The sequence below is a fragment of the Selenomonas sp. AB3002 genome, assembly GCF_000702545.1.
Taxonomy (GTDB): Bacteria; Bacillota; Negativicutes; order Selenomonadales; family Selenomonadaceae; genus Selenomonas_B; species Selenomonas_B ruminantium_A.
Window position 1 is genome coordinate 537,062 of sequence record NZ_JNIO01000002.1, and the last position, 23,877, is coordinate 560,938.

The following is a 23,877-nucleotide window of genomic DNA, read 5'->3' on the forward strand; positions in this document are numbered from 1 at the left end:
CGGAACTATCAATCATCATAATGTTCTTTACTTGAAACTATCCATATATAGTCGTCGCTGTAAATATCATAATTTTTCGTTTTATTTTATATGGATGCAACACTAAATCCCCCTCCCAAAGGAGGGGGATTCACAGTTAATGGCAACTTTACGTTGACGCGATGTTTAATTACTGGAGCAGAGACAGGACCGAAGAACTGCTCTGGTTGGCCTGGGCCAGCATGGACTGAGCTGCCTGCAACAGGACGTTGTTCCTGGTGTAGTTCGTCATTTCCTTGGCCATATCTGCGTCGCGGATAGTGGATTCGGAAGCCTGGACGTTCTGACTGGAAGTCGTCAAGTTGGTGCTGGTGTATTCGAGACGGGACTCGATAGCGCCGATGGTGGTCTGCTGATCCAGAGCTTTCTGGATAGCATTGTCCAGCACATTGATAGCAGCGTTTGCATTCTTCTGGGTAGAAACGTTTAAGGTTTCACCGTTGCTGCTCTGCAATCCCAAAGCCTCAGCACGCATATCAGTCAAGCCCACACGGATGGACTGGTTAGCCTTGGTGCCTACCTGCAAGGTGATGGCATTGTCCTTGGACACGTTCTGAGCGCGAATAGTCTCAGAGAAGTTATCCAAAGCTGCGTTCACACTCTTCTGTACTGCCCCCTTGGTGTTGCTGACACTAAGGGTAATGCCTGAAACCTGAGCGGAAACACCGGTCGTTGCCGCGCGAACAGTGATACCATTGCTGCGGTCTGCCGTGTAAACAGTGTCACCTGCAGTATCCTTACCAATGATAGTGTCATTACCAATGTTGTAATCTATGGATGCCTTAAGAGTAAGTGTACCAAAGGTGGCCGACATAGCACTCTCCTTCTTAGTGGAGATTGCATTGTTAATAGCACTAATCTTACCGGTCGGAGTAGCCTGAGTATCAGCCTTGTTCAATTCAGCAACATAAGCACTAACATTAGACTTGTAGGCAGTAGTCAGTGAAGCCCAATCACTCTTGACAGTAGAATTGGAGAAGTCATACCCCTTCTCAATCAGTTGTTGCTTGAACGATGCCAGGTTAGCTTCCTGAATCAGGCTCTGCATATTGGCACCAGAAGCCTGGAGAGAAGTTGTGTAAGTCTTGCCCTGCTTCACGAACGAGATGGACACCGTGTCATCAGACTGGATGTTCAGGCTGTTGCCATTACGGTCAGTCATGGCGGTGAACTGGGTGCTTCCCTTAGTGCTCTCGTTCAGAGACTGGTTAGTAAAGGAAGTAGTGGTGGCGGTATCAATCTTGTTGTTGTGAGAGCCGTCTACCAGATACTTGCCGTTGTAGGTGATGTTGGCATTGTCGTTGATCTGGTCGATGGACTGGTCAAGCTCTTTCTGGATAGCCTGACGGTCTGCATCAGTCTTATCATCGTTGGCTGCGCTGATGACTTTTTCCTTCAACGTCTTGAGGATGTCAACAGTGGAGCTTACAGCACCTTCAGCGGTCTTCATCATAGAACTGCCGTTCTGGGTGTTGGCGTTAGCCTGGTCGAGGCCACGGATCTGGACTCTCATGCGCTCGGATATTGCGTACCCGGATGCGTCATCAGCTGCGCCGTTAATCTTCATGCCGGAAGATACCTTTGCCAGACTCTTGGAAAGAGCCGAGCTATTGGTGTTCAAGGTATTCAGAGTGTTGATTGCCGACATGTTGTTCTTTACTACCATTGCCATGATAATATTCCTCCCTGAGTGTTTAGTAACAATAAACTATCTGCAAACGGCCTTCCGTGACCGTCTTTGCCAAACTCTTATATAATAAACCGAATAGACCCACTGTCTGGCTACTAGCCGACCTGACAGGTGAATCTGGACGGCTCATTATCTTGGCTTATACCTATTTATCGTAGATTTTGGGATTTTCTTAAGCTTTTTTGAAAAAATTTTTTTACCATCAAAAAATCCCCCTCCCGAAGGAGGGGGATTTATAGTTAATGGTAACACTTCGCCTAAGCGATATGGTCTTACTGGAGCAGGGACAGAACCGAACTGCTGCTCTGGTTGGCCTGGGCCAGCATGGACTGAGCGGCCTGCAGAAGAACGTTGTTCTTCGTGTAGTTCGTCATTTCCTTGGCCATATCTGCGTCGCGGATGGTGGACTCGGATGCCTGGACGTTCTGGCTGGAAGTCGTCAGGTTGGTGCTGGTATACTCAAGACGAGACTCGATAGCACCGATAGTGGTCTGCTGATCCAGAGCTTTCTGGATAGCATTATCCAGCACGTTGATAGCAGCGTTTGCATTCTTCTGGGTAGAAACGTTCAAGGTTTCACCGTTGCTACTCTGCAGTCCCAATGCCTCAGCGCGCATATCAGTGAGACCCACACGGATGGACTGGTTGGCCTTGGTGCCTACCTGCAGAGTGATGGCGTTATCCTTGGAAACATTCTGAGCACGGATGGTCTCGGAGAAGTTATCCAAAGCTGCGTTGACACTCTTCTGGACGGCGCCCTTGGTGTTGCTGACACTGAGGGTAATGCCAGAAATCTGAGCAGAAACACCGGTCGCCGCTGCACGAACAGTGATACCATTGCTACGATCTGCCGTGTAAACGGTGTCACCTGCAGTATCCTTACCAATAATAGTGTCATTACCGATATTATAGTCAATGGATGCCTTGAGGGCAACAGACGAACCACCGATAGTAAAGGTTGCACTCATAGCAGAGGCCTTACCGCCAGTAGTTGCATTGATAGCACTGTTAATTGCAGAAATCTTATTTGCCGGCGTAGCCTGAGAGTCCGCCAAATTCAAATTCGATACATACGTCGAAACAGCCGTCTTATAGTTGGAAGCCGTTGTCTCCCAAGCAGAAATAACCGAAGAATTGGAGAAGTCATACCCCTTCTCAATCAGTTGCTGCTTGAACGATGCCAAGTTAGCTTCCTGAATCAGGCTCTGCATATTGGCACCAGAAGCCTGGAGAGAAGTTGTGTAAGTCTTGCCCTGCTTCACGAACGAGATGGACACCGTGTCATCAGACTGGATGTTCAGGCTGTTGCCATTACGGTCAGTCATGGCGGTGAACTGGGTGCTTCCCTTAGTGCTCTCGTTCAGAGACTGGTTAGTAAAGGAAGTAGTGGTGGCGGTATCAATCTTGTTGTTGTGAGAGCCGTCTACCAGATACTTGCCGTTGTAGGTGATGTTGGCATTGTCGTTGATCTGGTCGATGGACTGGTCAAGCTCTTTCTGGATGGCCTGACGGTCTGCATCGGTCTTATCATCGTTGGCTGCGCTGATGACTTTTTCCTTCAACGTCTTGAGGATGTCAACAGTGGAGCTTACAGCACCTTCAGCGGTCTTCATCATAGAACTGCCGTTCTGGGTGTTGGCGTTAGCCTGGTCGAGACCACGGATCTGGACTCTCATACGCTCGGATATTGCGTACCCGGATGCATCGTCAGCTGCGCCGTTGATTTTCATGCCGGAAGATACCTTTGCCAGGCTCTTGCTGAGAGCCGTGCTGTTGGTGTTCAAGGTATTCAGAGTGTTGATTGCCGACATGTTGTTCTTTACTACCATTGCCATGATAATATTCCTCCCTGAGTGTTTAGTAACAATAAACTATCTGCAAACGGCCTTCCGTGACCGTCTTTGCCAAACTCTTATATAATAAACCGAATAGACCCACTGTCTGGCTGCTAGCTGACCTGACAGGTGAATCTGGACGGCTCATTATCTTGGCTTATACCTATTTATCGTAGATTTTGGGATTTTCTTAAGCTTTTTTTAAAAAATTTTTTCAACATCAAAAAATCCCCCTCCCGAAGGAGGGGGATTCATAGTTAATGGTAACACTTCGCCTAAGCGATATGGTCTTACTGGAGCAGGGACAGAACCGAACTGCTGCTCTGGTTGGCCTGGGCCAGCATGGACTGAGCGGCCTGCAGAAGAACGTTGTTCTTCGTGTAGTTCGTCATTTCCTTGGCCATATCTGCGTCGCGGATGGTGGACTCGGATGCCTGGACGTTCTGGCTGGAAGTCGTCAGGTTGGTGCTGGTGTATTCGAGGCGGGACTCGATAGCGCCGATGGTGGTCTGCTGATCGAGAGCCTTCTGGATAGCGTTGTCCAGCACGTTGATAGCTGCGTTGGCGTTCTTCTGAGTAGAAACGTTCAGGGTTTCACCGTTGCTGCTCTGGAGGCCGAGAGCCTCAGCACGCATATCGGTGAGACCTACGCGGATGGACTGGTTGGCTTTGGTGCCCACCTGCAAGGTGATGGCATTGTCCTTGGAAACATTCTGAGCACGGATAGTCTCAGAGAAGTTATCCAGAGCTGCGTTGACGCTCTTCTGGACTGCACCCTTGGTGTTGCTGACACTAAGAGTAATACCAGAGACCTGAGCAGAAACGCCAGTCGCTGCTGCACGAATAGTGATACCATTGCTACGGTCTGCCGTGTAAACGGTGTCACCTGCAGTATCCTTACCAATAATAGTGTCATTACCAACGTTGTAATCTATGGACGCCTTAAGAGTAAGCGTACCAAAGGTGGCCGACATAGCACTCTCCTTCTTAGTGGAGATTGCATTGTTAATAGCACTAATCTTACCGGTTGGAGTAGCCTGAGTATCGGCCTTGTTCAATTCAGTAATATAAGCACTAACATTAGACTTGTAGGCAGTAGTCAGTGAAGCCCAATCGCTCTTAACAGTAGAATTGGAGAAGTCATACCCCTTCTCAACCAGTTGCTGCTTGAACGATGCCAAGTTGGCTTCCTGAATCAAGCTCTGCATATTTGCACTAGAAGCCTGGAGAGAAGTTGTATAGGTCTTGCCCTGCTTCACGAAGGAGATGGACACCGTATCATCAGACTGAATGTTCAAGCTGTTGCCATTGCGGTCAGTCATAGCGGTGAACTCGGTGCTCCCCTTGGTACTCTCGTTAAGGGACTGGTTGGTGAAAGAAGTGGTGGTAGCAGTGTCAATCTTGTTGTTGTGGCTGCCGTCTACCAGATACTTGCCGTTGTAGGTGATGTTTGCATTGTCGTTAATCTGGTCGATGGACTGGTCAAGCTCTTTCTGGATAGCTTGGCGGTCTGCATCGGTCTTATCATCGTTGGCTGCGCTGATGACTTTTTCCTTCAACGTCTTGAGGATGTCAACAGTGGAGCTTACAGCACCTTCAGCGGTCTTCATCATAGAACTGCCGTTCTGGGTGTTGGCGTTTGCCTGGTCGAGACCACGAATCTGGACTCTCATGCGCTCGGATATTGCGTACCCGGATGCATCATCAGCTGCGCCGTTAATCTTCATGCCGGAAGAAACCTTAGCCAAGCTCTTGGACAGAGCCGAGCTGTTCTGGTTCAAGGTGTTCAGAGTATTGATTGCCGACATGTTGTTCTTTACTACCATTGCCATGATATTTTCCTCCCTGATTGTTTAGTAACAATAAACTATCTGCAAACGGCCATCCGTGACCGTTTTTGCCAAAATTATATAATAAACCTGCGCACAACAAGGAGAGGTTGCTAGCTTACCTTTTTCTTGGCTGTGTTTAGTTTATTACCTTTGCCTTACACTTATATTATCGGAGGATTTCCGATTTACTTAAGTGTTTTTGAAGTTTTTTAGATTTTTTTATTGCCATCCCGTGAAGAGATGGTTACCCGCAGGGAGGGATGAGGTGAAGCCATTCTTATATCATTATGCAACATGAGAAAAATCCCACCTCATCCGTCAGCCCCTTGGGCTGCCACCTTCCCCTCAAGGGGAAGGCTTTGTCTTACATCTTCTTGTTCAGTATATTCCCCACCACACCGAACTTTGGAGCCGTCAGGTCGTAGGAGCGGACAGCGGCGTTTTGGCGGCGACTCTTATTGAGCCAGGACTTAGCCTTATACATGATCTGGCGGTCCAGGGGCACCACTTCCTCAATGAGAGCCTGGCACTCCGGAGTATCACGATAAGCATCGCAGGCAGGGTTTTCCTTCATGCGGTCCACCAGTACCTCCCGCTGGTCCACCAGCTGGAGGAATTCTTCTATATCTTCCTTGTCCATGAACTTTATCAGCTCATGGGTGAGCGTCCTATAAAGCTCCCAATCCCTTTTGGCCTGCACTTCCTGCTCACCCGACATAGCCTGCGCCTCCGGCTGCCTTCTGGGGCTGCTTTTCCTGGCGGGCTTTCTTCATGGCCTGTGCCCAGGCATCCCTCAGCTCTGTGATGATATCCTTGGCCTCCCCTATCTGCTTGGTGTCATTCTTGAGGTTGCCCTCTACCAGTCTGTCATAGCAGTAGTTGTACAGGGGCATAAGCTGATGAGATATCTCGTAATCCATGTTCAAAGTGATGCGGAACTCGGAGATGATATTCTGCGCTTTCTGCAGCGAGATATTTGCCTGTTCATAGTCCTTGCGTTCAATTGCTTCGGTGCCTTCGTTGATAAACTTCAGGCACCCGTTGTAAAGCATAAGTGTCAACGCCTCCGGCGTTGCGGTCATGATCTGCTGCCTGCGATAGGCTTCAGCTGCATTTACCATAGTATCCTCCCCATCTTGTTATTACAGCCTCCCCCGCCTGCGGGGGAGGTGGCAGCCAAAGGCTGACGGAAGGGGGAATAGGGGTCGCATTGCGGCTTCGAAGCCCCCTTCCACCGGCTACGCCGGTCCCCCTCCCCCGTAAACGGGGGAGGCTTTTGTCATCCCTCACTGCATCTCTAATTTCCACCTTACTGTCCGCCAGTGATATACCCCAGCTGCATGCCAAGTTTCTGGATGGCGGACTCCATCTTGTCGTATCTCTTATACAGGGCGCTTTCAAAGGCATTCATCATGACCTTGAAATTGCTCATCTTCTGCTGCATGTCCTGAATCAGCTTGCCCAGGGAGCTGCCGTCTGCCACTTCCGTGGAAGTGCCGGCGTAGGACTTGATGGACTTCATGGCCTTATTGGCCACATCGCTGACGCGCTGGACTACGCCATTCTTGCTGTAGTCATCATCCTTGTCCAGATTGCCCATCATCTGATAAACGATGTCCGGGTCTTCCGCGATGACTTTCCTCAGCTTGTCCTCGTCAATCTTCAGATGACCTCTATCAGTCTTGGACTCTATCCCCAGGGACATCATAGTCTTGTACTTGCCGTCTACAGATTCCACTGGGGTGTAGATGGCCTCGCGCAGGTCGCTGATAAGCCTGCCCACATACTCATTGCGGTGCATGAGCCCGCTCTTGGCCTTTTCCTCCCACTTCTCAATCTGCTCCTCCGTCATGCCCTTCTTCTGGGACTCGGTGAGCACATCGTAGTCGGAGTACTTCTGCTCATTGTACATATCATTGAGCTTGTCCAATAGCTTGTTGTAGTCATCTACAAAAGCCTTGACATTTTCAACGACTTTCTCAGTATCCTGAGAAACAGTCATGGTGGACTTGCCAGTACCTGCGAAAGTATAGGTAACATTGCTGACAGTCAACTTATTAGTATTAGTTTTGTACTCCTTGCCATCAATCACGACAGTGGCATCTTCCCCCGCTGCGCCACTAAGCTTATGTGACGTAATGGTCTTAGTGCCGGTCTCAGGCTCAGGCTGATACTTGTCACCATTCTGCTTCAAGGTAAATGTGTAAGACACATCTTCCATCTTGTCGCCATTGACAGAGCTGCCAAAGTCAAGGTTAAATGCCATCCCCGTGGATATATCCCCACTGTAAGTGCCGCTATAACTCTTTTCGCCTGCCTTAAATGTGAATGTACTGCCATCCGTGCCTATGACGATATCGCCTGTGGTACCGTTTACGTTGACCCCTGTATAGGTGTTTTTCTCTGCATTGTAGCCGATATTTCCACCTATTGCCACATCTTCAGTTTCCGTCGTAGGTCCACCCGCATAGCCATCGAAGGTCAGGGCATTGCCACTAAGAGAACTTTCACCTTCGGCATTCACACTCACCGTGTGCAGATTCAGGCTATTTAGCAACTGCTTCGAATAGCCATCATTAGACTTCATATAGATGCCATTTTCCTTGCCACCGGTGTTATTGTATAAAGTGAAAGAGTCGTTGGTAGCATCGTAACTCGCCTTAAGCCCCAATCCCGCGCCGTTGAAAGCAGAAACCAGGTCATTGAGAGTCTGTCTACCCAGCTCTTCCTTGGTGATGGTAATGGTGGCATCCTTCTGACCATCGCTGACGGTGAAACTAAGACCGTCGCGATCCATATTTGTGATATCTACTATATCCTTAAGATAAAGGCTGCCCTTCTTATCATCGCCATCAAGACGTTCAATGCCCTCATTGCCTGTCAGCAGATAAGCATTTGAGGACATGCTCTGGACATCCACATAGTGTGTCATAGCCGCCGCATCGGCGTTTGCCGTGGCGGTGGCAGCTGCAGAGTTGCTGGAACTCACCGTCTGGGGATTCAAAGTCGCAGACATCTTGTACTTCGACATGGTAGAGGTGGTGAAGGTGGTGAGGTCTGAGTAGAGGTTGGCGTAGGCTTCCTTCGTCCACTCCTGCCGGACTTCCTTTTTGTACATGCGGTCATACTCATTTTGCTTGGTCAGCATGCCGACTTTTACCATGGAGTCGACATCGATGCCGGAGCCTGAGAGACCATAGATACCTGTTGCACTCATGAGTCACACCTCCTCAGGCATTCTTGTCGAGGAACGCTCCTATCCAGTCCTTGGCCTGAATCATGTTGTCAATCATCTCTTCCGGAGGAAGTTCCTTGATGACTTCATGGGTGGACTTGTCAATCATCTTGACGGACATGACGTTCACTTCTTTGTGATAGCTGAATTCCAGATTGCAGTTGATGCGGCTCATTAGCTCGTTGAGCTCCTTGATCATCTCCTGCATATCTTCATCTTTGGGTTCCTCTTTCTTCTGGGCATTGGCCTCTACAGTTTCCTGTACATTCATGCCTTCTTCTTGCTTAGCCTTCTGCAGTTCATCTACAGGAGCCGCTGATGCGCCGCCTTGATCCTGTTGGCGCTGCGCTGCCGTCCCAGCAGCATAGTCCTGGGTCATGGAACCGATTACCACCGCACCGGATACCATATCATTGACTTTCCCAATCATGTTTTATCCCTCCATAGATAATAAAAGTTGTCCCTAACCTTCAGATTAATCTTGCCGCTTGGACGGCCTCCCTGCATAGCGGAACCTCCGCAGAAAAATAAATAATCCCTTAGGATTCACGCGGCGGCATCACTGCGCTGAAATCCAGATTCTTGGGCACCGGAGTAGCTGCCTTCTGGTTTTCCTCCTGGATGGCACGGTAGATTTCCCCGCGGTAAATCTTGATCTCACGCGGCGCATCGATGGCCAGTCGGACATTCTCGCCCTGCACTTCTACCACATTGATGACAACGTCATCACCTATCATAATCTGCTGTCTCGGTTTGCGTGTAAGAACTAACATATACTAGTAGCCTCCTTAGTGTGATATAGCAAAACGATGAAAGTTGGCTCTCGAAGCCCCCCTTCCACCGCCTTCGGCGGTCCCCCTCCCCCGCAAGCGGTGGAGGCATGTTCTGCTACAAAGCTGCATCTTCTAGTTTTACTTTTTCTTTTCGGGGAACAGTCTGTGCTTGGTGGTGTAACCGCCTTTCTCCAGCACTACCTGCTTGGCCTGCATGGTCTTCTTGTTGAGAACCACCGGAGCCGTGAGATTGGCGGTCATGTCCTCAATCCTGCCCTGGGGAATGGTGATGATCACATAGATGAGCATCTCTTCCTGATCCTTGATGCCCAGCTCCTTTTGCGTGGCATCGTCCAACTCAAACTCATAGTCCGGGAAGAACAAGAAGGGCATGGTGATGAGGAAGGCCAGATCCGGAGTAGAAAGCGACTGCATGAACAGATATGGACTTTCACTGTCATAGGGAATGATGACAAATTCCTTTTCCTCCTCAAAGGCAGGTATGCCATGGGAGAAATGGGTGATCTTCTCTTCCTCAATCTCAATAGTTCCAAAACGCAGGGTATCGACTTTTCTCATAGTGCGCCTCCATTAAAATGAAGAATCAAGCATAGATATCATATTTTCCCTCGGTGACCCACTGCCGCACGCTTCCCTGCTGCGCAATATAGGTCTCAGCCTTGGCAGGAGTAAAGTTCACATCTGCCTTGTAATCAGCATCCACCGTCCAGTCATACTTGCCCGGATCAGGTGTTCCCACCAGCTGGCCTGGTGTGTAATGAATCTCGGGATTTGGTATGTGCTGAGCCACTATGATGCGCCTCTTGCTGATTTCCTGGGCGATGTGCTGCTTGGCCTGAGCGGCTATCTCGTCATGGCCGCGCTTGGCGCCACTGTTGGCCATGGCCAGGCCTTCGTGATTGTGGCGCTTGATGGCCGCCTGCAAGTCCTGTAAGCCACGCTGCCCAGCCGCCTTGGTCAGGTCATCGCAGGTGCTATGACCGTATGAGTGGCGGCTGGGATAGCTGTTGATATCAAGCTTTGGCTGAGTAATCCCCATGTTCGACCTGGGCGCCACATACTCCGTGTGGGCTTCGGCCGGTTTGTAATGCGTTGCGAGTGTGGACGGTTGCGTGCGAATTCCTATCTGTGTGTAGGTCTGACGGATATTCAATCGCAACATACCTTTTTATTCCCCCTTCCTTTGGGAAATTCCTGCTTAGTTACTCATATTTTTACAGATAATCAGCCAAGGACTGAGGCAGGATCCTGGAACCTACAGAAAGCGACATATTATAGATAGTCTGCATAGTCATAAGGTCGATGGCCAGCTTCGCCACGTCCGCATCACTGCAGTTGCTGATGTCCTCGGTGATGGTCTCGTTCTGCTTGTCAAGCATAGTGGAAACGCTGTCGTAGACATTCTGGCGGGCAGCAGCAGAGGTCTCTGCCTCCACTACCTGCACATGAGCTTTGTCCGTGGCGGTAAGTCCATCCGAGGAAAGCCATATCACATCCCCTGCTTCCATCTTAGCGATAACCTGCAAGAGATCATTGAGAGCGGCAGTACCACCAGAAGAACCATTCACCTGGTTGCCGGAATTTTCATTGTCGAAAATATCGGAGCCAAAGAGATCCTGTCCTGTAACATTGACTGTATCAGCAGTGGGATCGGTGGTGCCGTTACGCTTGACCATGGAGATTTTTTTGTCATCACCGGTGTATTCCACCACGTACTGCTCGATGGTGGCAAATTCCAACTTAACCGTATTGCCATTTACCTCAATTTCTTTGCCAAATGGAACATTCTCTTTGGTTACTGGGTCTTTCCTTCTCTGGCCATTTTTATCGAAATATATTGACACATCAGTAGAAGCACTCCATTCTGTATTGTCAAGAGTGTCCACCTCGTCTCCATCCATTACCTGAGTCTGACCATTACCTACTTTTCTCTTATATCCCTCATCCATAAATTCACGGGTATAAACCTTGCCTGTGGTAGTGCTGAGATAGTAAGTGTTGCCGTCATCGCCGTTGAGTACCAACATCTGGGTCATATTTCCCTTGCTGTCCGCCACCGTATTACCTTTAGAGTCTGCTATTGTGGAGAAAAATGCCTTCTGCGGGTCATCTAGTGTCTTGGTAAGTCCACGCTCCACTTTGGCACTAGTAATGGTAAAGGGCTGGGTCAAATCGCTCTGTCCAGCAAACATATAGCGGTCGCCCTGCTGGGTATTGCCCAAGGAAACGAGTTCTCTCACTTTGGCCAGCACGTCCTTGCCTATGGCCTGGATATTGGATGTATCGTTGGTATCGGTAGCCGCTTGGACGGTTTTTTCATGGATGGTGGTCAGTAGGTCTTTCATATTGGCCATAGCCGAATCGGCTGTCTTCATCCAGGAAATACCTGTCTTCACGTTATTCTGGAACTGGTCGTTCTCCGTATCGGTATTCTGATAGCGTAGGAACTTTGAATAGTTGACGGAATCATCCGAAGGACGGTGCAGCCTGCTGCCATCGGACTGTTCCATGAGCTTTGCCTGGTCTTCGTAGCTATCGTTAAGCTGCTTCTGGTAGCGGCCTATCATCTGAGTACTGCTTACACGCATTGCTTCCACCTGTCCTTTCGGTTGCTACGGCTTATGCTATATTACCTGCCGACTGTGCCGGTGCCATTAATAAGCTTATCCAGCATCTCATCCATAGTGGTGAGGCATCTAGAGCAGGCGCTGTAGCCCTGCTGGAACATGATCATATTAGTAAGTTCTTCGTTCCAGTTTACCCCGGATACGGACTCGCGCCATTCTTCCACCTGCACCAGCACTTCGTTCTGAGCCTTCACCTTGGAATCCATTGTCTCAGCATCGCTGCCCAGAGCAGTCATGCGCTGATTGTAATAGGCTTCCAGGGAAATGGTGCCCATAGAGCGCCTGTCCGTGCCGGTCTGCTGATTGCCGGTGAACTGCTTGGCGATAAAATCTATTTGTGTGTTTTCCTGATTCATATTAAACAATGTGCTGAGATCCACCGCATTGGTGCCATCACCGGAACCATTGGCTTCCGCTACATGAGTTCCAAGATCCGTTGCCACATGAGTAGTGGGATCAACACTGGTAGTGGTAGTGCCCCAAGTGCGTGCGGCCACCAGATTCTGCCCGTTCTCTGCGGTAAGCTGGGCGTTAAGTTCCAAAGCTTTAATTATGTCAATAGCCTTCAAAGTTTCCGCGGTTTGGGTACTGCCCGTGTTTTCTTTCACAGTAGCCTTGCTGTAATAATTTATAAGCCCGGCCTCTTCTTTTTCATAGGTGGAAACCACCATATGCCAGCCTGCACTGTATTTGGTGGCTGTCACAGTCTGGGTCGCTTCATCCCAAGTGTATATCACATCGGCTGCCCCATAGAAGTTGACACCGGAAGTGCCAGTAAGATCCGTACCCGCCGCCGTTACTACCTTGTTGCCAGAATCAGTAATCTCACCATAAGTCGGAGACGTATCATCAAAATCCTCTGTGCCATAGGTGGCGGTGCAGGCAGCACTGTCAATGCCTATGCCCTGCTGATGCTGATGGTTGAAGGTAGTGAGCATGAAGGCTGACATCTTGGCCAGATAATCGATATAGGCCTTGTCTTCCTCTATCTGATCCATCTGGGCCTTCAATGTGCCGTTGGTAGGCTGATAGGCTATGCCCGACTCCTTCAACAGAACTGTATAATCATTGATGCCATAAGTGTCATTGGCAATGGGGTCGGAAAGCTCAAGGGTAAGCTTGTTTACTCCATTCACCAGGGATACGCCGTTTGACACCACGCTGTACATGCCATTGCTATCTTCATATATATTTACGTTGACAAAGCTGGAAAGCTTGTCTATCAAGAGATCCCGCTGATCACGCAAATCATTGGCCATACCGCCAGTGGCTTCTGTGCTCATGATGCTCTTGTTTAGCTGCACTATCTGGTCAGTATAATCATTGATCCTAGTGATATTGAGTTCCATATCCTTGTAGTTGGCATCTATCTGCTCCTGCATCTTCTGGGCTGCCGTATGGATGCGGTCTGCGAAAACCTTGCCCTTTTCCACCACTGTAATGCGAGTGGAAGAATCACTGGCGTTGGCTGAGAGAGAGGACCAGGCCTTGTAAAAATCCTGAATGGAGTTCTGGATGTTCTCCAGTGTAGTATCATTGAAAATCGACTCTATCTTGTCATATTCCTTCTGCCGGGACGTATAATAGGCGCTGGTGGAGTTCTCGCTCCAGTACTGCCTGTCCGCATAAACATCCCTGGCGCGGGTCAGAGATGTGGAATCCACACCTTGTCCTACCAGCACATTGCCGTAGAGGGACGCTTCCTTACGGGCATCTACGGCTGCGAGATTTACGCTCTGGCGGGAATATCCTTCTGTATTGGCATTGGAGATATTGTGGCCAACCGTGTTCTCAGAAAGCTGGTTGGCATTGATGCCCCGTACCAGAGTATTGAGGCCTGCAAAGGTTGAACGCATCGTCATCCCTCTTTCTATGCACAGCGCCTAGACGCTGGAATCAAACATCTTTCTTTCCCGGCCTCCATCTCTGCCCGGCCCTCCCGGAGCTGAGTAGATAGTGCCGGCATCAACGCCGCTCATGAGATTCACATGAAAGTCTATGTATTCCTTGCTGCGGCTCATGAGCTGCTGGTTCAGGGCTATGCTCTCACGGAGAGTCCTGCCCAAAGCATTAACCTTGTCCACCAGCCGAAAGGCCACATCCCTTTCCACAGAGTCAGGCTGGCTGGCTACAAAGGCCGACATGTGTGGGCTTCCCTGCTCCCTGAGAAAAGCTGATTGTTCTTCCTCCAGACGGGCATAATCCCCCAGAGCCGGTTCCAAAGCCTGGACGGTTCCCGTGATTTCCGCTCCGCTATTATGAATCAAAGCTGCTTTCATTTCCCGCAGCCAATCCACACAGCTATTCCCCAGTAACAACTGCTTCCTCAGGAGCGCAATGGCCTCCTTCATAGCGGCTTTTCCCGCTTCCTGCTTTTCCATAGGCCCTACCTCGATGATTGCTATATAAACTACGCATCGTATTCAAAATTCTGCCTGTGGCTGACATTTTCCCTGCCGCCCCGTCCGTAGACTGGGTCAACTGACACACCGCCAATCTGCCCCAGGCGCTGATTCACGGCTCCCAGAGCCCCCATGGCAAGGATATTGTTGATCTCTGCCTGGGATTTGACATCCTCGACCAGTTTCGTGAGTGCTTCGTGGGCGCTCTTCAGCTCGCCGGCCAGCGGGCCCGCGAGCTGATACGCTTCCTGCATCTTCATTTCAGGAGTAATGGAGGGATATGCCTTAATGATTTTCAAGCATAATTCCTGCCTTGCAGACTCGGTTTTCTGGATAGAGGAGGCAAGGTCTGCCTCACGCTTTATCAGCCTGTCCAGGGTCTTCATATCCACCCCAACCAGCGCTCTATGCTTCTCTTTGCCCAGGGCTGCCACAACACCATAATCACTGCTTAGCTTGCTTAGAATCTTGAGTAATTCCTGCCACATATAATGCCTCCCTAAAGCCTAAATCAAGCCTCTCAGAACTGCAGGTTCATGATGCGCTCTGCCACGGCTTTTACATCCGGCTCATAAGAACCAGACTTCACCTGCTGTGCAAGGACATCTACCTTCTCGCTGCGAACCTCATCCATGGTCTTCAGCTCATTCAGCATATCGCTGAAACTCTGGGCCTCCTGGGAGAGAACCAGTTCATCCTTGAAGCTTGTGCCCTCTGCCTGCTGGGTGCGTTTGACGCTCTTTACCTGATCGTTGCTGTAAAGACTGGCCAGGGCCTGGAGAGCGCTGTTGTTGCTTACATACATCGTTTTTCACCACCTTCTTATACTTCTGCTCATTCTATCGAAAAAAAAAGCAGGAGTCTTAACTCCCGCTTTTGGTCTTTTATATGAGATTATCTTAAAATATCTTTGTTTTACTTCTATATCCTCATATATTCTACTATTAACGGCCCTTATCCTTGGAATGCATGCCCTGGCCACGATTGGCACTGGCTGCCTGGCGGGCGGCCACCACACCTGCCGCCTGCTTCTGGAGTTCTTTCTGCATATTCTCCTTGCAGGTCTGGCAGAACTTGCCGCTGAGGATGGGGGCACCGCATTTTTCGCAGGGGTAGGTCATCTTCACGCCCACCTGCTCAAAGCGTCCTTCACGGATAAGTTTCTTGATCAGCTGCTCGCTGCAGCCTGTAGCCTCGGTGATTTCAAGAATCTTGGCCTTAGGATTGTCGCGGACATAGTTCACTACTTCCGCTTCTTTCTCCCGCATCTTGTCTTCACAGTCACGGCACATATGTGCGCCGTAATCAGCGTACAGCTTGCCACAATGAGGACAATTCTTTACCTTTCCAGCCATTGAATTTCGCTCCCTTCCACACAACATGTACCGGACAATTTTAGCTGTCGCTATGTCTATTCGCCAACATAACTAAAATTCCTTCTCTAATTTTATTTTCGGTTTGGATTTAATGTTGGAAAGGCCGCTTTTAGCAAATGCCCCACCGGGGCATTTGCACCATCCATGGACGCCGTTACATTGTTATCTTACATTTCTTTAACTGGCACAGGCCCGCGGGAGAGGGCAATTGCCCCGGTGCGGGCAATCTCGATGATTTCATAGTCGGCAAACATATCGATGAAGCCGTCAATCTTGCTCTGCTGTCCAGTAAGCTCCACCACCACGTTCTCTGGACTGATGTCCACGATTTTCGCGCGGAAAATCTCCACGATATTCTTGATGTCTGCGCGGCTTTCCTTGCCAGCCTTGATCTTGATGAGCACCAGCTCCCTAGCAATGCTGGGCAGCTTGGTGAGGTTCACTATCTTGATGACGTCTATTAGCTTAGAAAGCTGGGTAACCACCTGGTCCAGCTCCCTGTCGCTTTCCACGGACACCACGATGTTGATGCGGGTGACTTCCGGCTCCTCGGTGTAACCTGCAGAAATGCTCTCGATATTGAAAGCACGGCGGCTGATAAGGCCGGAAACGTGGGTGAGGACACCGGGCTTGTTGTCCACCAGGATGGCCAAAAGGTATTTCTGCATATTCTCCATCTGCACTTTATCTCCCATCAGTCCTTACCTCCCAATACCATCTGGTCCAAACGCTTGCCACCCGGCACCATGGGCAGCACATCCTCGTCCTCAGGCACCATCACATCTATGAGCATGGGGCCTTTTTCGGAAAGGAGCTTGGGCAGTACAGTTTCCAGTTCCTCCTTCTTAGTCAGGCGATAGCCCTTCACTCCCATAGCTTCGGAAAGCTTCACGAAATCTGTCTTGCCCTTGAGCTCGGACTGGGAATAGTGATGGCTGTAGAAAAGCCGCTGCCACTGGGCCACCATGCCCAGGATGCTGTTGTGAAGTATGACCACCTTGAGGTCGATATCATTATCCGCAATGGTGGCAAACTCCTGACAGTTCATCATGATGCTGCCATCGCCTGTAAAGAGCACCACAGGGCTGTCCGGCTTACCCAGTTTTGCTCCCAGAGCCGCCGGCAGGCCGTAACCCATAGTGCCCTGGCCGCCGGAGGTGAGGAAGTGGCGTGGCTCGTAGACATTGAAGAACTGGGCCGCCCACATCTGATGCTGCCCTACGTCTGTCACAGCAATGGTATCACGGGGCATAAGAGAACTTATCTTGGAAATCAGGGCGCCCGGTTTGATGAGTTCTCCTTCCTCCAAATATCCGAAGGGCTTCTCTTTGGCACGGGCGACAGCCTGCTCCAACCAGGGGGCAAAACGGCTCCTGAAATCATCGGCTGCCTTGGAGAGCTTGTCCCTCAGCAAAGGCAGGGACCAGCGCAGGTCTCCCAGCACTCTGAGGTCCGCCTCCACATTCTTGTTCACCTCGGCAGCATCCAGCTCGAAATGCACGATCTTGGCATGAGGTGCAAAAGCCGCTACCTTGCCCGTCACCCGGTCTGAGAAGCGCATGCCGATGCAAAGGAGCAAATCGCATTCCTGGATAGCCATATTGGAACCGTAGCTGCCGTGCATGCCAGCCATGCCCAAAAAGCCCTCCCCATCAGCAGGGTAAGTGCCAATGCCCAAAAGGGTAGTGGTGACAGGGACGCCCAGGCGCTGCACTATTTCCCGCAGTTCCTGCGCCGTATCAGAAGTATTCACGCCGCCGCCGGTGAAGATCAGGGGCTTCTTGGCCTTCTGGATGGCGCGCACTACCGCATCCACCTCAGCTTCGTCCCCTTCATACTCACCACTGTAACCCTTGAGGGAAACTTTCTCCGGATATTTGTAGTCAATCTCCGTATCGAAGACATCCTTGGCCACATCGATGACCACCGGGCCGGGACGGCCCGTGCGGGCGATGAAGAACGCTTCTTTCAGCACCCGGGGCAAGTCCTTGGCCTTTTTCACCAGATAGTTGTGCTTGGTGATGGGGGTGGTGATGCCGCACACATCAGCCTCCTGGAAGGAATCCTTGCCAATGTATGGATTGGCCACCTGCCCAGTGATGCAGACCAAAGGCACAGAGTCCATGCTGGCAGTGGAAATACCGGTGATAAGGTTGGTAGCACCGGGGCCGGAGGTGGCGAAAACCACCCCCACCTTCCCCGTAGCCCGGGCATAGCCATCCGCAGCATGCACTGCCCCCTGCTCATGGCGGGTCAGGATATGGGGAAATTTCATCTTGTATACGGCGTCATAAAGAGTCAGCACAGCTCCTCCGGGATAGCCAAACACCACTTCCACGCCTTCTTTTTTCAGGCTTTCCAGTACAGCCTGGGCACCATTCATCTTCAATGCAAAGCCCCCTCCAATATTACGTCATATTGTGCAACTGTTTGTCCAGTATAGCATCAATTTACAAATATACACTCATATAGTATAGCCTATTGTATACAATGTTACAACCACAACTTCAATGGTCGCTGGCCAAAACCAGGCCAACAATCCTTTCTGCCCCTGCCTCCTTCAGGACCCTGCCGCAGGCTTCCATAGTGCTGCCAGTGGTGAAGATATCGTCAAGCAGCAGGATTTTCCTCCCCTGCACCAAAGGCACGCCAGCTTCCTCCACTGCTGAAAAAGCCCCTCGCAGATTCTCCTCCCTTTCCGCAGGACTAAGACCATACATGGCCATAGTCTCACGGTTGCGGATAAGGCCCCGCACCGTGGATATGCCCTTCTCCTGCAGCCATTCGCCGAAAATCTTCTCCGTCTGATTGAAGCCCCTGGCTTTTTCCTTGTCGGCAAAGAGAGGCACTGGCACTGCTAAAAAATCACTGTCTGCCAGCCACACCAGTTCCTGCTCCGAGCCCTGCAGCAGGGACTTGATATAAGGCAGCGTGCTCATCTTCCTGCGGTACTTCAAATCCTTGATCAGCTTCTGCAAATACTCTTTGTAAAAGCTCAAGGCCCAGATTTCCTCAAAGGGCGAACCAGGAGGCAAGGCAAGCTTCCTCACCGTCAAAGCCTTCTGCAAGCAAGACGGACACCAGCCACTCCTCTCTGCCACATATCGGCCACACATGGGGCAGCGTGAGGGAAAGAGAAAATCCCAAAAGCTTCCCAGTATGTCCCGGGACATCTCATTAAGTTTCGGCAAAATGCACGCCTCCCTTCTTTCACCGTCAGAATACAAACTTCGACCTAAATGGCACTTTTCCTGCTAAACGTTGATTTAAGAAGCCATTTGATTTATTATTAGAGAAAATGTATTAAAGTAAGGAGCAAGCTATGAGAGACAAAGCCGAAGAGAAAATCACCCTGCTGGGAGAGAAAAAGGTCAAATATCACTATGACTACTGCCCGGAGATTCTGGAGACCTTTGAGAACAAGCACCCGGACAATGACTACTGGGTGAAATTCAACTGCCCCGAATTCACCGCCCTCTGCCCCATCACCGGTCAGCCAGACTTCGCCACCATCTATATTTCCTATATCCCCGACCACAAGATGGTGGAGAGCAAATCCCTGAAGCTCTATCTGGTAAGCTTCCGCAGCCACGGCGACTTCCATGAAGATGTGGTGAATGTCATCATGAAGGACCTCATCAAGCTGATGGATCCCAAGTATATTGAAGTCTGGGGCAAATTCCTGCCCAGAGGCGGGATTTCCATTGACCCGTTTGCCAATTATGGGCGGCCGGGGACGAAGTACGAACAACTTGCCTGGGAGAGGTTTGCCAAGCATGACCTCTACTCACTTGATAAAGTAGACAATAGATGATTCTTTGTTTGGTTACGGCTGTTCATTTTCTTTGGCGCAAAGAAAACGAACCAAAAGAGTAAACATGCCGGTGGCATGTTTACGCGGACTGAAATCACATCCTGTGATTTCCGCGTCCGCGGGGCCCATCCTTGGGCCCTAGGGTTCGGATAATACAATTATTCTGGGGGGCTGCATTTGAAACGGCAGAAACGCATTGCACTGATAAATGACATAACCGGCTTTGGGCGGTGCTCCGTTACGGTGGAGCTTCCCCTGATCTCTGCTCTGAAAGTCCAGGCCTGCCCACTGCCTACTGCTATTCTCTCTACTCATACAGGCTTTGCCGAGCATTATCTGGACGATTACACAGAGCGCATGAGGCCCTATATGGACAACTGGGAGGCCAATCACCTGTCCTTTGATGGGATTCTCACAGGCTTTCTCGGTTCCGAGCAGCAGATACAGATTGTGCTGGACTTCATCCGCCGCTTCAAAAGCAAGTCCACCCGCATTATGGTGGACCCGGTAATGGGTGACTACGGCAAGCTCTACAAGTCCTACACCCCCGAGATGTGCCAGAGCATGAAGCGCCTTTTAACGGTAGCTGACCTCATCACTCCTAATCTTACCGAAGCCTGCGAACTGCTGGATGTGCCCTACCCTGAGGACGGGCAGGTTTCCTTTGACACCCTGGAATACATGGCGGCAGAACTCTCAGAGCGCGGCCCCTCACAGGTGGTAATCACAGGACTGGGCACTCCCGATGGCAAGAGCATCCGCAACTTCATCTATGAGGCAGAGCGTGGCACCCTGCTGGAAGTGCCCAAAATCGGCCATGACAGAAGCGGGACAGGAGATGCTTTTGCAGGTATACTGGCAGCTTCGCTGATCAAGGGAGAGACACTGGAAAGTTCTGTGCAGAAGGCAGCCGACTTCATCAGCAGGTGTTTGCAATACGCAGAGAAGTTGGAACAGCCATGGAATTACGGACTGCCTTTTGAAGAATACTTGACTGAACTCAAGTAAGGCCTGCGGCCTGTACTTTTCTTTGGCGCAAAGAAAAGTACCAAAAGAAGTAAACATGCCGGTGGCATGTTTACGGGGCTGCATTCCTTCACGGAATCCAAAGCCCGTCAGGGCGCCCATCCATGGGCGCCAGCCTCACTTGATAGATTGCCCCCAAAAGGAGAACATATAAGAAATGATCGTTTATGCTACACATAAGGGCGGCAGATACCTGCCGATTGAAGAAAGTCTGGCTGAACAGCCGGAGGGCAAGCGCAATATCTATGTGAACCTTACCAATAAATGCAACTGCGCCTGCACCTTCTGCCTGCGCAATATGAAGGAAATGGCTGAAGAGCACAGCCTTTGGCTGAAAAGCGAGCCCACCGTTGACGAAGTGAAAAATGAACTCAATGCCCTGCCCTGGGACAAGATTGCCGAAGTGGTGTTCTGCGGGTTCGGAGAGCCCACCCTGCGTCTCCCTGCCCTGGTGGAACTGCTGCACTTCGTGAAGGAGAATTACCCCGAGCATCCCACCAGAGTCAATACCAACGGACTCAGCGAGCTGCAGTACGGACATGAGACAGCCTCTGCCTTCCGCGGCATCCTCGATACTGTTTCCATCAGCCTCAATGCCTCCTCTCCAGAGAAATATTATGAACTGACCCGGGCTAAATATGGTCTGGAATCTTATGAGGGCATGCTGACCTTCGCGGAGCACTGCAAGGAATATGTGCCAAATGTGGTACTTACTATCGTTGATCATGTGACCAGCGAGGAAGATATTGAGAAGTGCAGGAAAATCTGCGAGAGCAGAGGGTTGACACTGCGGGTGCGTCCGTATGAAAACTCATAAGTTTCGGCTGTTCATTTTCTTTGGCGCAAAGAAAACGTGGCCTTGAATTTGTCCTAAATTCAACGGCCACAGGGCCCCATCCCTGGGGCCCGGGGTTCGATAATTGCATACACACTAAAAAGCGGCTTGCATCTTATCGGATACGCAAGCCGCTTTTATACAGTAGAAACCATCAAAATTTTACCCTTCTTATTCACTTGTCTGCCATGGCTCCCTCTCGAGCAGGAACCGAAGCGAAGTATTTGATTGCTTGGCCCAAACATTAGTGATTCAGCATCACAACTTCAGTGTACACCACACATACCGTTTGCCGTTACCGATAACGATAGGATACCGATTGGTTTACCTTGGTTTCGAATGGCTAACGATGATTCGTAAAGATACCCGGGATAGAGAACCCCTTTGGAACCGGCCTCGTGCCTTTTATCCACCTAGCTCTGGGTACGACTGGCGACCAAGTCATCATCACGTCCCATTTTCTGTCTGGCAGATGCTTTCACTTCATCTTCTGCACTGCTATCCGGAACTCAAAGGAAGCTCGCGGCAAGACATCTTCAATAACCGCTCACATCCTTTCACGCAAGGGATTGAAGAGAGCCTTTTTCGGCTGGTAGACACCCTGAGGAGCAATCACCCTCTAGGACTCATGCCCATTCGGCTTATCTATCCATCTCCTCTTTACGATTATTATTATAGCACTCTATTCAGACTATTGCAATGGTTTTGATATAATTTCTTAAAAAAAATTCGTCTTTGTCAAACACGCTGACGTTGCGTTATAATTATAAAGTCAAGTTTCGGCTGTTCATTTTCTTTGGCGCAAAGAAAATGAACCAAAAGAAGTAAACATGCCAGTGGCATGTTTACGGCCTTGAATTTGTCCTAAATTCAACGGCCACAGGGCCCCATCCATGGGGCCCGGAGTACGATGTAGTGTATGTGCAAAAAGAGGAGCAACTGCCATGAAACATTTGGTCATCGTCCGGGGCGGCGGAGAGCTGGCTTCCGGGGTCATCCATTGCCTGTACAAGGCGGGGCTTAGGGTCATCATCCTGGAACAGGAGCAGCCCACCGCCACCCGCCGCAGAGTTTCCTTTGCCGATGCTATTTACCGGGGTGAGGCCACTGTGGAAAGGCTCACCTGCCATCTGGCTCAGAACGTAAAAGAAGCGAAGCAGAGGGTGAAGAAGGGCGAGCTCATCATGCTCTGCGACCCCAAAGGCGAGAGCATCAAAGAACTGAAGCCCCGGGTAGTGGTAGATGCCCTGCTGCGCCATGAAAATGTAGCAGGCACCAACCGTGAGATGGCTGACCACACGGTGGCTCTCGGCCCCGGCTTCTGCGCCGGGCGCGATGTGGATGTGGTGGTGGAAACCATGCGCGGCCACAACCTGGGCCGCCTCATATATGAAGGCTACTCCTACCGCGACCAGCAGAGCGACGGAGGCCTGGTAGGCGATCCGGCCAACCTTGAGCATCTGGTCTTTGCCCCAGCCTCTGGCAAGGTTAAGATCCTGCAGAATATCTCCATGTATGTGAAAAAAGGAGAGCCCCTGGCAGTCATCACCTCCAAGGGCAAGAAGACGGAGGTCTGTGCCACCATTGACGGCATGCTCCGCGGAGCCGTGCACAGCGGCCTCACGGTAGAAAAGGGGCAGAAGATTGCCGACATCCATCCCCACATGAGCCGGGAGGAATGCTTTGCCATCTCCGACAAAGCCCGCTGCATCGGCGGCTCCGTCCTCACCGCCATCATGGCATGGGAAAGCCAGGACACAAAGAAAAGCAAGTTCCCCTTCAACCATATCAGCATCAATTAAAAGAACTAATAGGCCGCTGCCTGTACCTGGGCAGCGGCCTATTCCATTGGTATTTCGTTATCTGACGAATCCTTCATCGCACAATCCCTACCTTATGCAGGCATCTGTCCAGCTTCCTCGCTAAACTCAGATGAATGCATTGAAGATGGCTCCTGCCGGCGCGGTAGCAATGCCCATCCCTGCCATATAAGCACGGAAGACCTGCCCTGGCATTCCCTGAAGATCGAAATCAATCTGAATGCGCGCAACGTCCAGCACTTTCTCCTCAATCAGCTGGTCACCGTCTACCTTCTGTACCAACAGGGAACCATTTGGCATGACATCTGCAAGGGTCATGGTACTAGCCGCAGATCCGCCTGACTCTGGCACTTCATCAGCTTTCTGTACCTCCGCCAGCAGATTTCCAAAAGTCTTGGAGTCTTCCTCCTTGTCTATTTCTGGAACTACTGGCCGGACAGCCTGCTGCTCACGGTTATAAGCCGCACTGATATTATTGAGATTTATGCTGCTGAGCCCGTTCAATGAACTAATAGTCATCTTGCACACCTCCTTTCATCTATATGTCAGGAA

General features: G+C 50.5%; 24 protein-coding genes. 4 read left to right on the plus strand and 20 right to left on the minus strand.

The window, feature by feature from the left end; all coding sequences use genetic code 11:
* Nucleotides 1–169 precede the first annotated feature (169 nt).
* The 19 genes from P159_RS0102800 to P159_RS0102890 form a co-directional block, all read right to left on the minus strand.
* Entirely contained in the window at nt 170–1,711 is a 1,542-nt protein-coding gene (locus P159_RS0102800; protein ID WP_029541210.1) for a flagellin, read from the minus strand.
* A gap of 290 nt (nt 1,712–2,001) precedes the next feature.
* A complete protein-coding gene (locus P159_RS0102805; protein ID WP_029541213.1) occupies nt 2,002–3,564 on the minus strand; it encodes a flagellin in 1,563 nt (520 codons plus the stop codon).
* A gap of 290 nt (nt 3,565–3,854) precedes the next feature.
* Nucleotides 3,855–5,396 carry a flagellin gene (locus P159_RS0102810; RefSeq protein WP_029541216.1) on the minus strand — a complete coding sequence of 514 codons (1,542 nt, stop codon included), beginning with the start codon at nt 5,394–5,396 and terminating at the stop codon, nt 3,855–3,857.
* Nucleotides 5,397–5,760: 364 nt separating this feature from the next.
* The gene (locus P159_RS0102815; RefSeq protein ID WP_029541218.1) at nt 5,761–6,114 is read right to left on the minus strand and encodes a flagellar protein FliT; all 354 of its coding nucleotides are present in this window, start codon (nt 6,112–6,114) and stop codon (nt 5,761–5,763) included.
* On the minus strand, nt 6,104–6,517 hold the full coding sequence (gene fliS, locus P159_RS0102820; RefSeq protein ID WP_029541219.1) for a flagellar export chaperone FliS: 414 nt from the start codon (nt 6,515–6,517) through the stop codon (nt 6,104–6,106). Before fliS ends, P159_RS0102815 begins: the two co-directional genes overlap by 11 nt.
* A gap of 188 nt (nt 6,518–6,705) precedes the next feature.
* Nucleotides 6,706–8,613, minus strand: a complete 1,908-nt coding sequence (gene fliD / locus P159_RS0102825; protein WP_029541222.1) for a flagellar filament capping protein FliD — start codon at nt 8,611–8,613, stop codon at nt 6,706–6,708.
* Between the two features lie 13 nt (nt 8,614–8,626).
* Nucleotides 8,627–9,061, minus strand: coding sequence for a flagellar protein FlaG (locus tag P159_RS0102830; protein ID WP_029541223.1), 435 nt, complete (start codon nt 9,059–9,061; stop codon nt 8,627–8,629).
* 109 nt (nt 9,062–9,170) lie between these two features.
* Nucleotides 9,171–9,404 (minus strand): carbon storage regulator CsrA, encoded by a 234-nt coding sequence (gene csrA, locus P159_RS0102835; RefSeq protein ID WP_029541225.1) that lies wholly within the window; start codon nt 9,402–9,404, stop codon nt 9,171–9,173.
* 138 nt (nt 9,405–9,542) lie between these two features.
* Entirely contained in the window at nt 9,543–9,983 is a 441-nt protein-coding gene (gene fliW / locus P159_RS0102840) for a flagellar assembly protein FliW (protein WP_029541227.1), read from the minus strand.
* 25 nt (nt 9,984–10,008) lie between these two features.
* Nucleotides 10,009–10,587 carry a DUF6470 family protein gene (locus P159_RS0102845; protein ID WP_029541229.1) on the minus strand — a complete coding sequence of 193 codons (579 nt, stop codon included), beginning with the start codon at nt 10,585–10,587 and terminating at the stop codon, nt 10,009–10,011.
* A 52-nt stretch (nt 10,588–10,639) separates the two neighbouring features.
* Nucleotides 10,640–12,013 (minus strand): flagellar hook-associated protein FlgL, encoded by a 1,374-nt coding sequence (flgL, locus tag P159_RS0102850; protein WP_029541230.1) that lies wholly within the window; start codon nt 12,011–12,013, stop codon nt 10,640–10,642.
* 41 nt (nt 12,014–12,054) lie between these two features.
* Nucleotides 12,055–13,908 (minus strand): flagellar hook-associated protein FlgK, encoded by a 1,854-nt coding sequence (gene flgK / locus P159_RS0102855; protein ID WP_029541232.1) that lies wholly within the window; start codon nt 13,906–13,908, stop codon nt 12,055–12,057.
* Between the two features lie 27 nt (nt 13,909–13,935).
* Nucleotides 13,936–14,433, minus strand: coding sequence for a flagellar export chaperone FlgN (gene flgN / locus P159_RS0102860; protein ID WP_029541233.1), 498 nt, complete (start codon nt 14,431–14,433; stop codon nt 13,936–13,938).
* A gap of 29 nt (nt 14,434–14,462) precedes the next feature.
* Entirely contained in the window at nt 14,463–14,942 is a 480-nt protein-coding gene (locus P159_RS0102865; protein WP_029541235.1) for a flagellar protein FlgN, read from the minus strand.
* A gap of 32 nt (nt 14,943–14,974) precedes the next feature.
* Nucleotides 14,975–15,259 (minus strand): flagellar biosynthesis anti-sigma factor FlgM, encoded by a 285-nt coding sequence (gene flgM / locus P159_RS0102870; protein ID WP_029541236.1) that lies wholly within the window; start codon nt 15,257–15,259, stop codon nt 14,975–14,977.
* Between the two features lie 139 nt (nt 15,260–15,398).
* Nucleotides 15,399–15,809 (minus strand): flagellar protein, encoded by a 411-nt coding sequence (locus P159_RS0102875; RefSeq protein WP_029541239.1) that lies wholly within the window; start codon nt 15,807–15,809, stop codon nt 15,399–15,401.
* A 188-nt stretch (nt 15,810–15,997) separates the two neighbouring features.
* On the minus strand, nt 15,998–16,498 hold the full coding sequence (ilvN, locus tag P159_RS0102880; protein WP_029541241.1) for an acetolactate synthase small subunit: 501 nt from the start codon (nt 16,496–16,498) through the stop codon (nt 15,998–16,000).
* Nucleotides 16,499–16,524: 26 nt separating this feature from the next.
* Nucleotides 16,525–18,213 carry a biosynthetic-type acetolactate synthase large subunit gene (ilvB, locus tag P159_RS0102885; protein ID WP_029541243.1) on the minus strand — a complete coding sequence of 563 codons (1,689 nt, stop codon included), beginning with the start codon at nt 18,211–18,213 and terminating at the stop codon, nt 16,525–16,527.
* 124 nt (nt 18,214–18,337) lie between these two features.
* Nucleotides 18,338–19,021: a phosphoribosyltransferase family protein gene (locus P159_RS0102890; RefSeq protein ID WP_185753583.1), complete on the minus strand. Its 684-nt coding sequence runs from the start codon at nt 19,019–19,021 to the stop codon at nt 18,338–18,340.
* Between the two features lie 131 nt (nt 19,022–19,152).
* On the opposite strand from P159_RS0102890, the gene queF reads away from it, so the two are divergent.
* The 4 genes from queF (at nt 19,153) to yqeB (ending at nt 23,307) form a co-directional block, all read left to right on the plus strand.
* Nucleotides 19,153–19,644 (plus strand): preQ(1) synthase, encoded by a 492-nt coding sequence (gene queF / locus P159_RS0102895; protein WP_029541247.1) that lies wholly within the window; start codon nt 19,153–19,155, stop codon nt 19,642–19,644.
* Between the two features lie 177 nt (nt 19,645–19,821).
* Nucleotides 19,822–20,652 carry a pyridoxamine kinase gene (locus P159_RS0102900; RefSeq protein ID WP_029541249.1) on the plus strand — a complete coding sequence of 277 codons (831 nt, stop codon included), beginning with the start codon at nt 19,822–19,824 and terminating at the stop codon, nt 20,650–20,652.
* Between the two features lie 175 nt (nt 20,653–20,827).
* Complete coding sequence (locus tag P159_RS0102905) at nt 20,828–21,487, plus strand: TatD family nuclease-associated radical SAM protein (RefSeq protein WP_029541251.1); 660 nt, start codon at nt 20,828–20,830, stop codon at nt 21,485–21,487.
* Between the two features lie 962 nt (nt 21,488–22,449).
* Entirely contained in the window at nt 22,450–23,307 is an 858-nt protein-coding gene (yqeB, locus tag P159_RS0102910; RefSeq protein WP_051650066.1) for a selenium-dependent molybdenum cofactor biosynthesis protein YqeB, read from the plus strand.
* Between the two features lie 126 nt (nt 23,308–23,433).
* On the opposite strand, the gene P159_RS0102915 is transcribed toward yqeB, so the two are convergent.
* A complete protein-coding gene (locus P159_RS0102915; protein ID WP_029541257.1) occupies nt 23,434–23,844 on the minus strand; it encodes a hypothetical protein in 411 nt (136 codons plus the stop codon).
* Between the last annotated feature and the right edge of the window lie 33 nt (nt 23,845–23,877).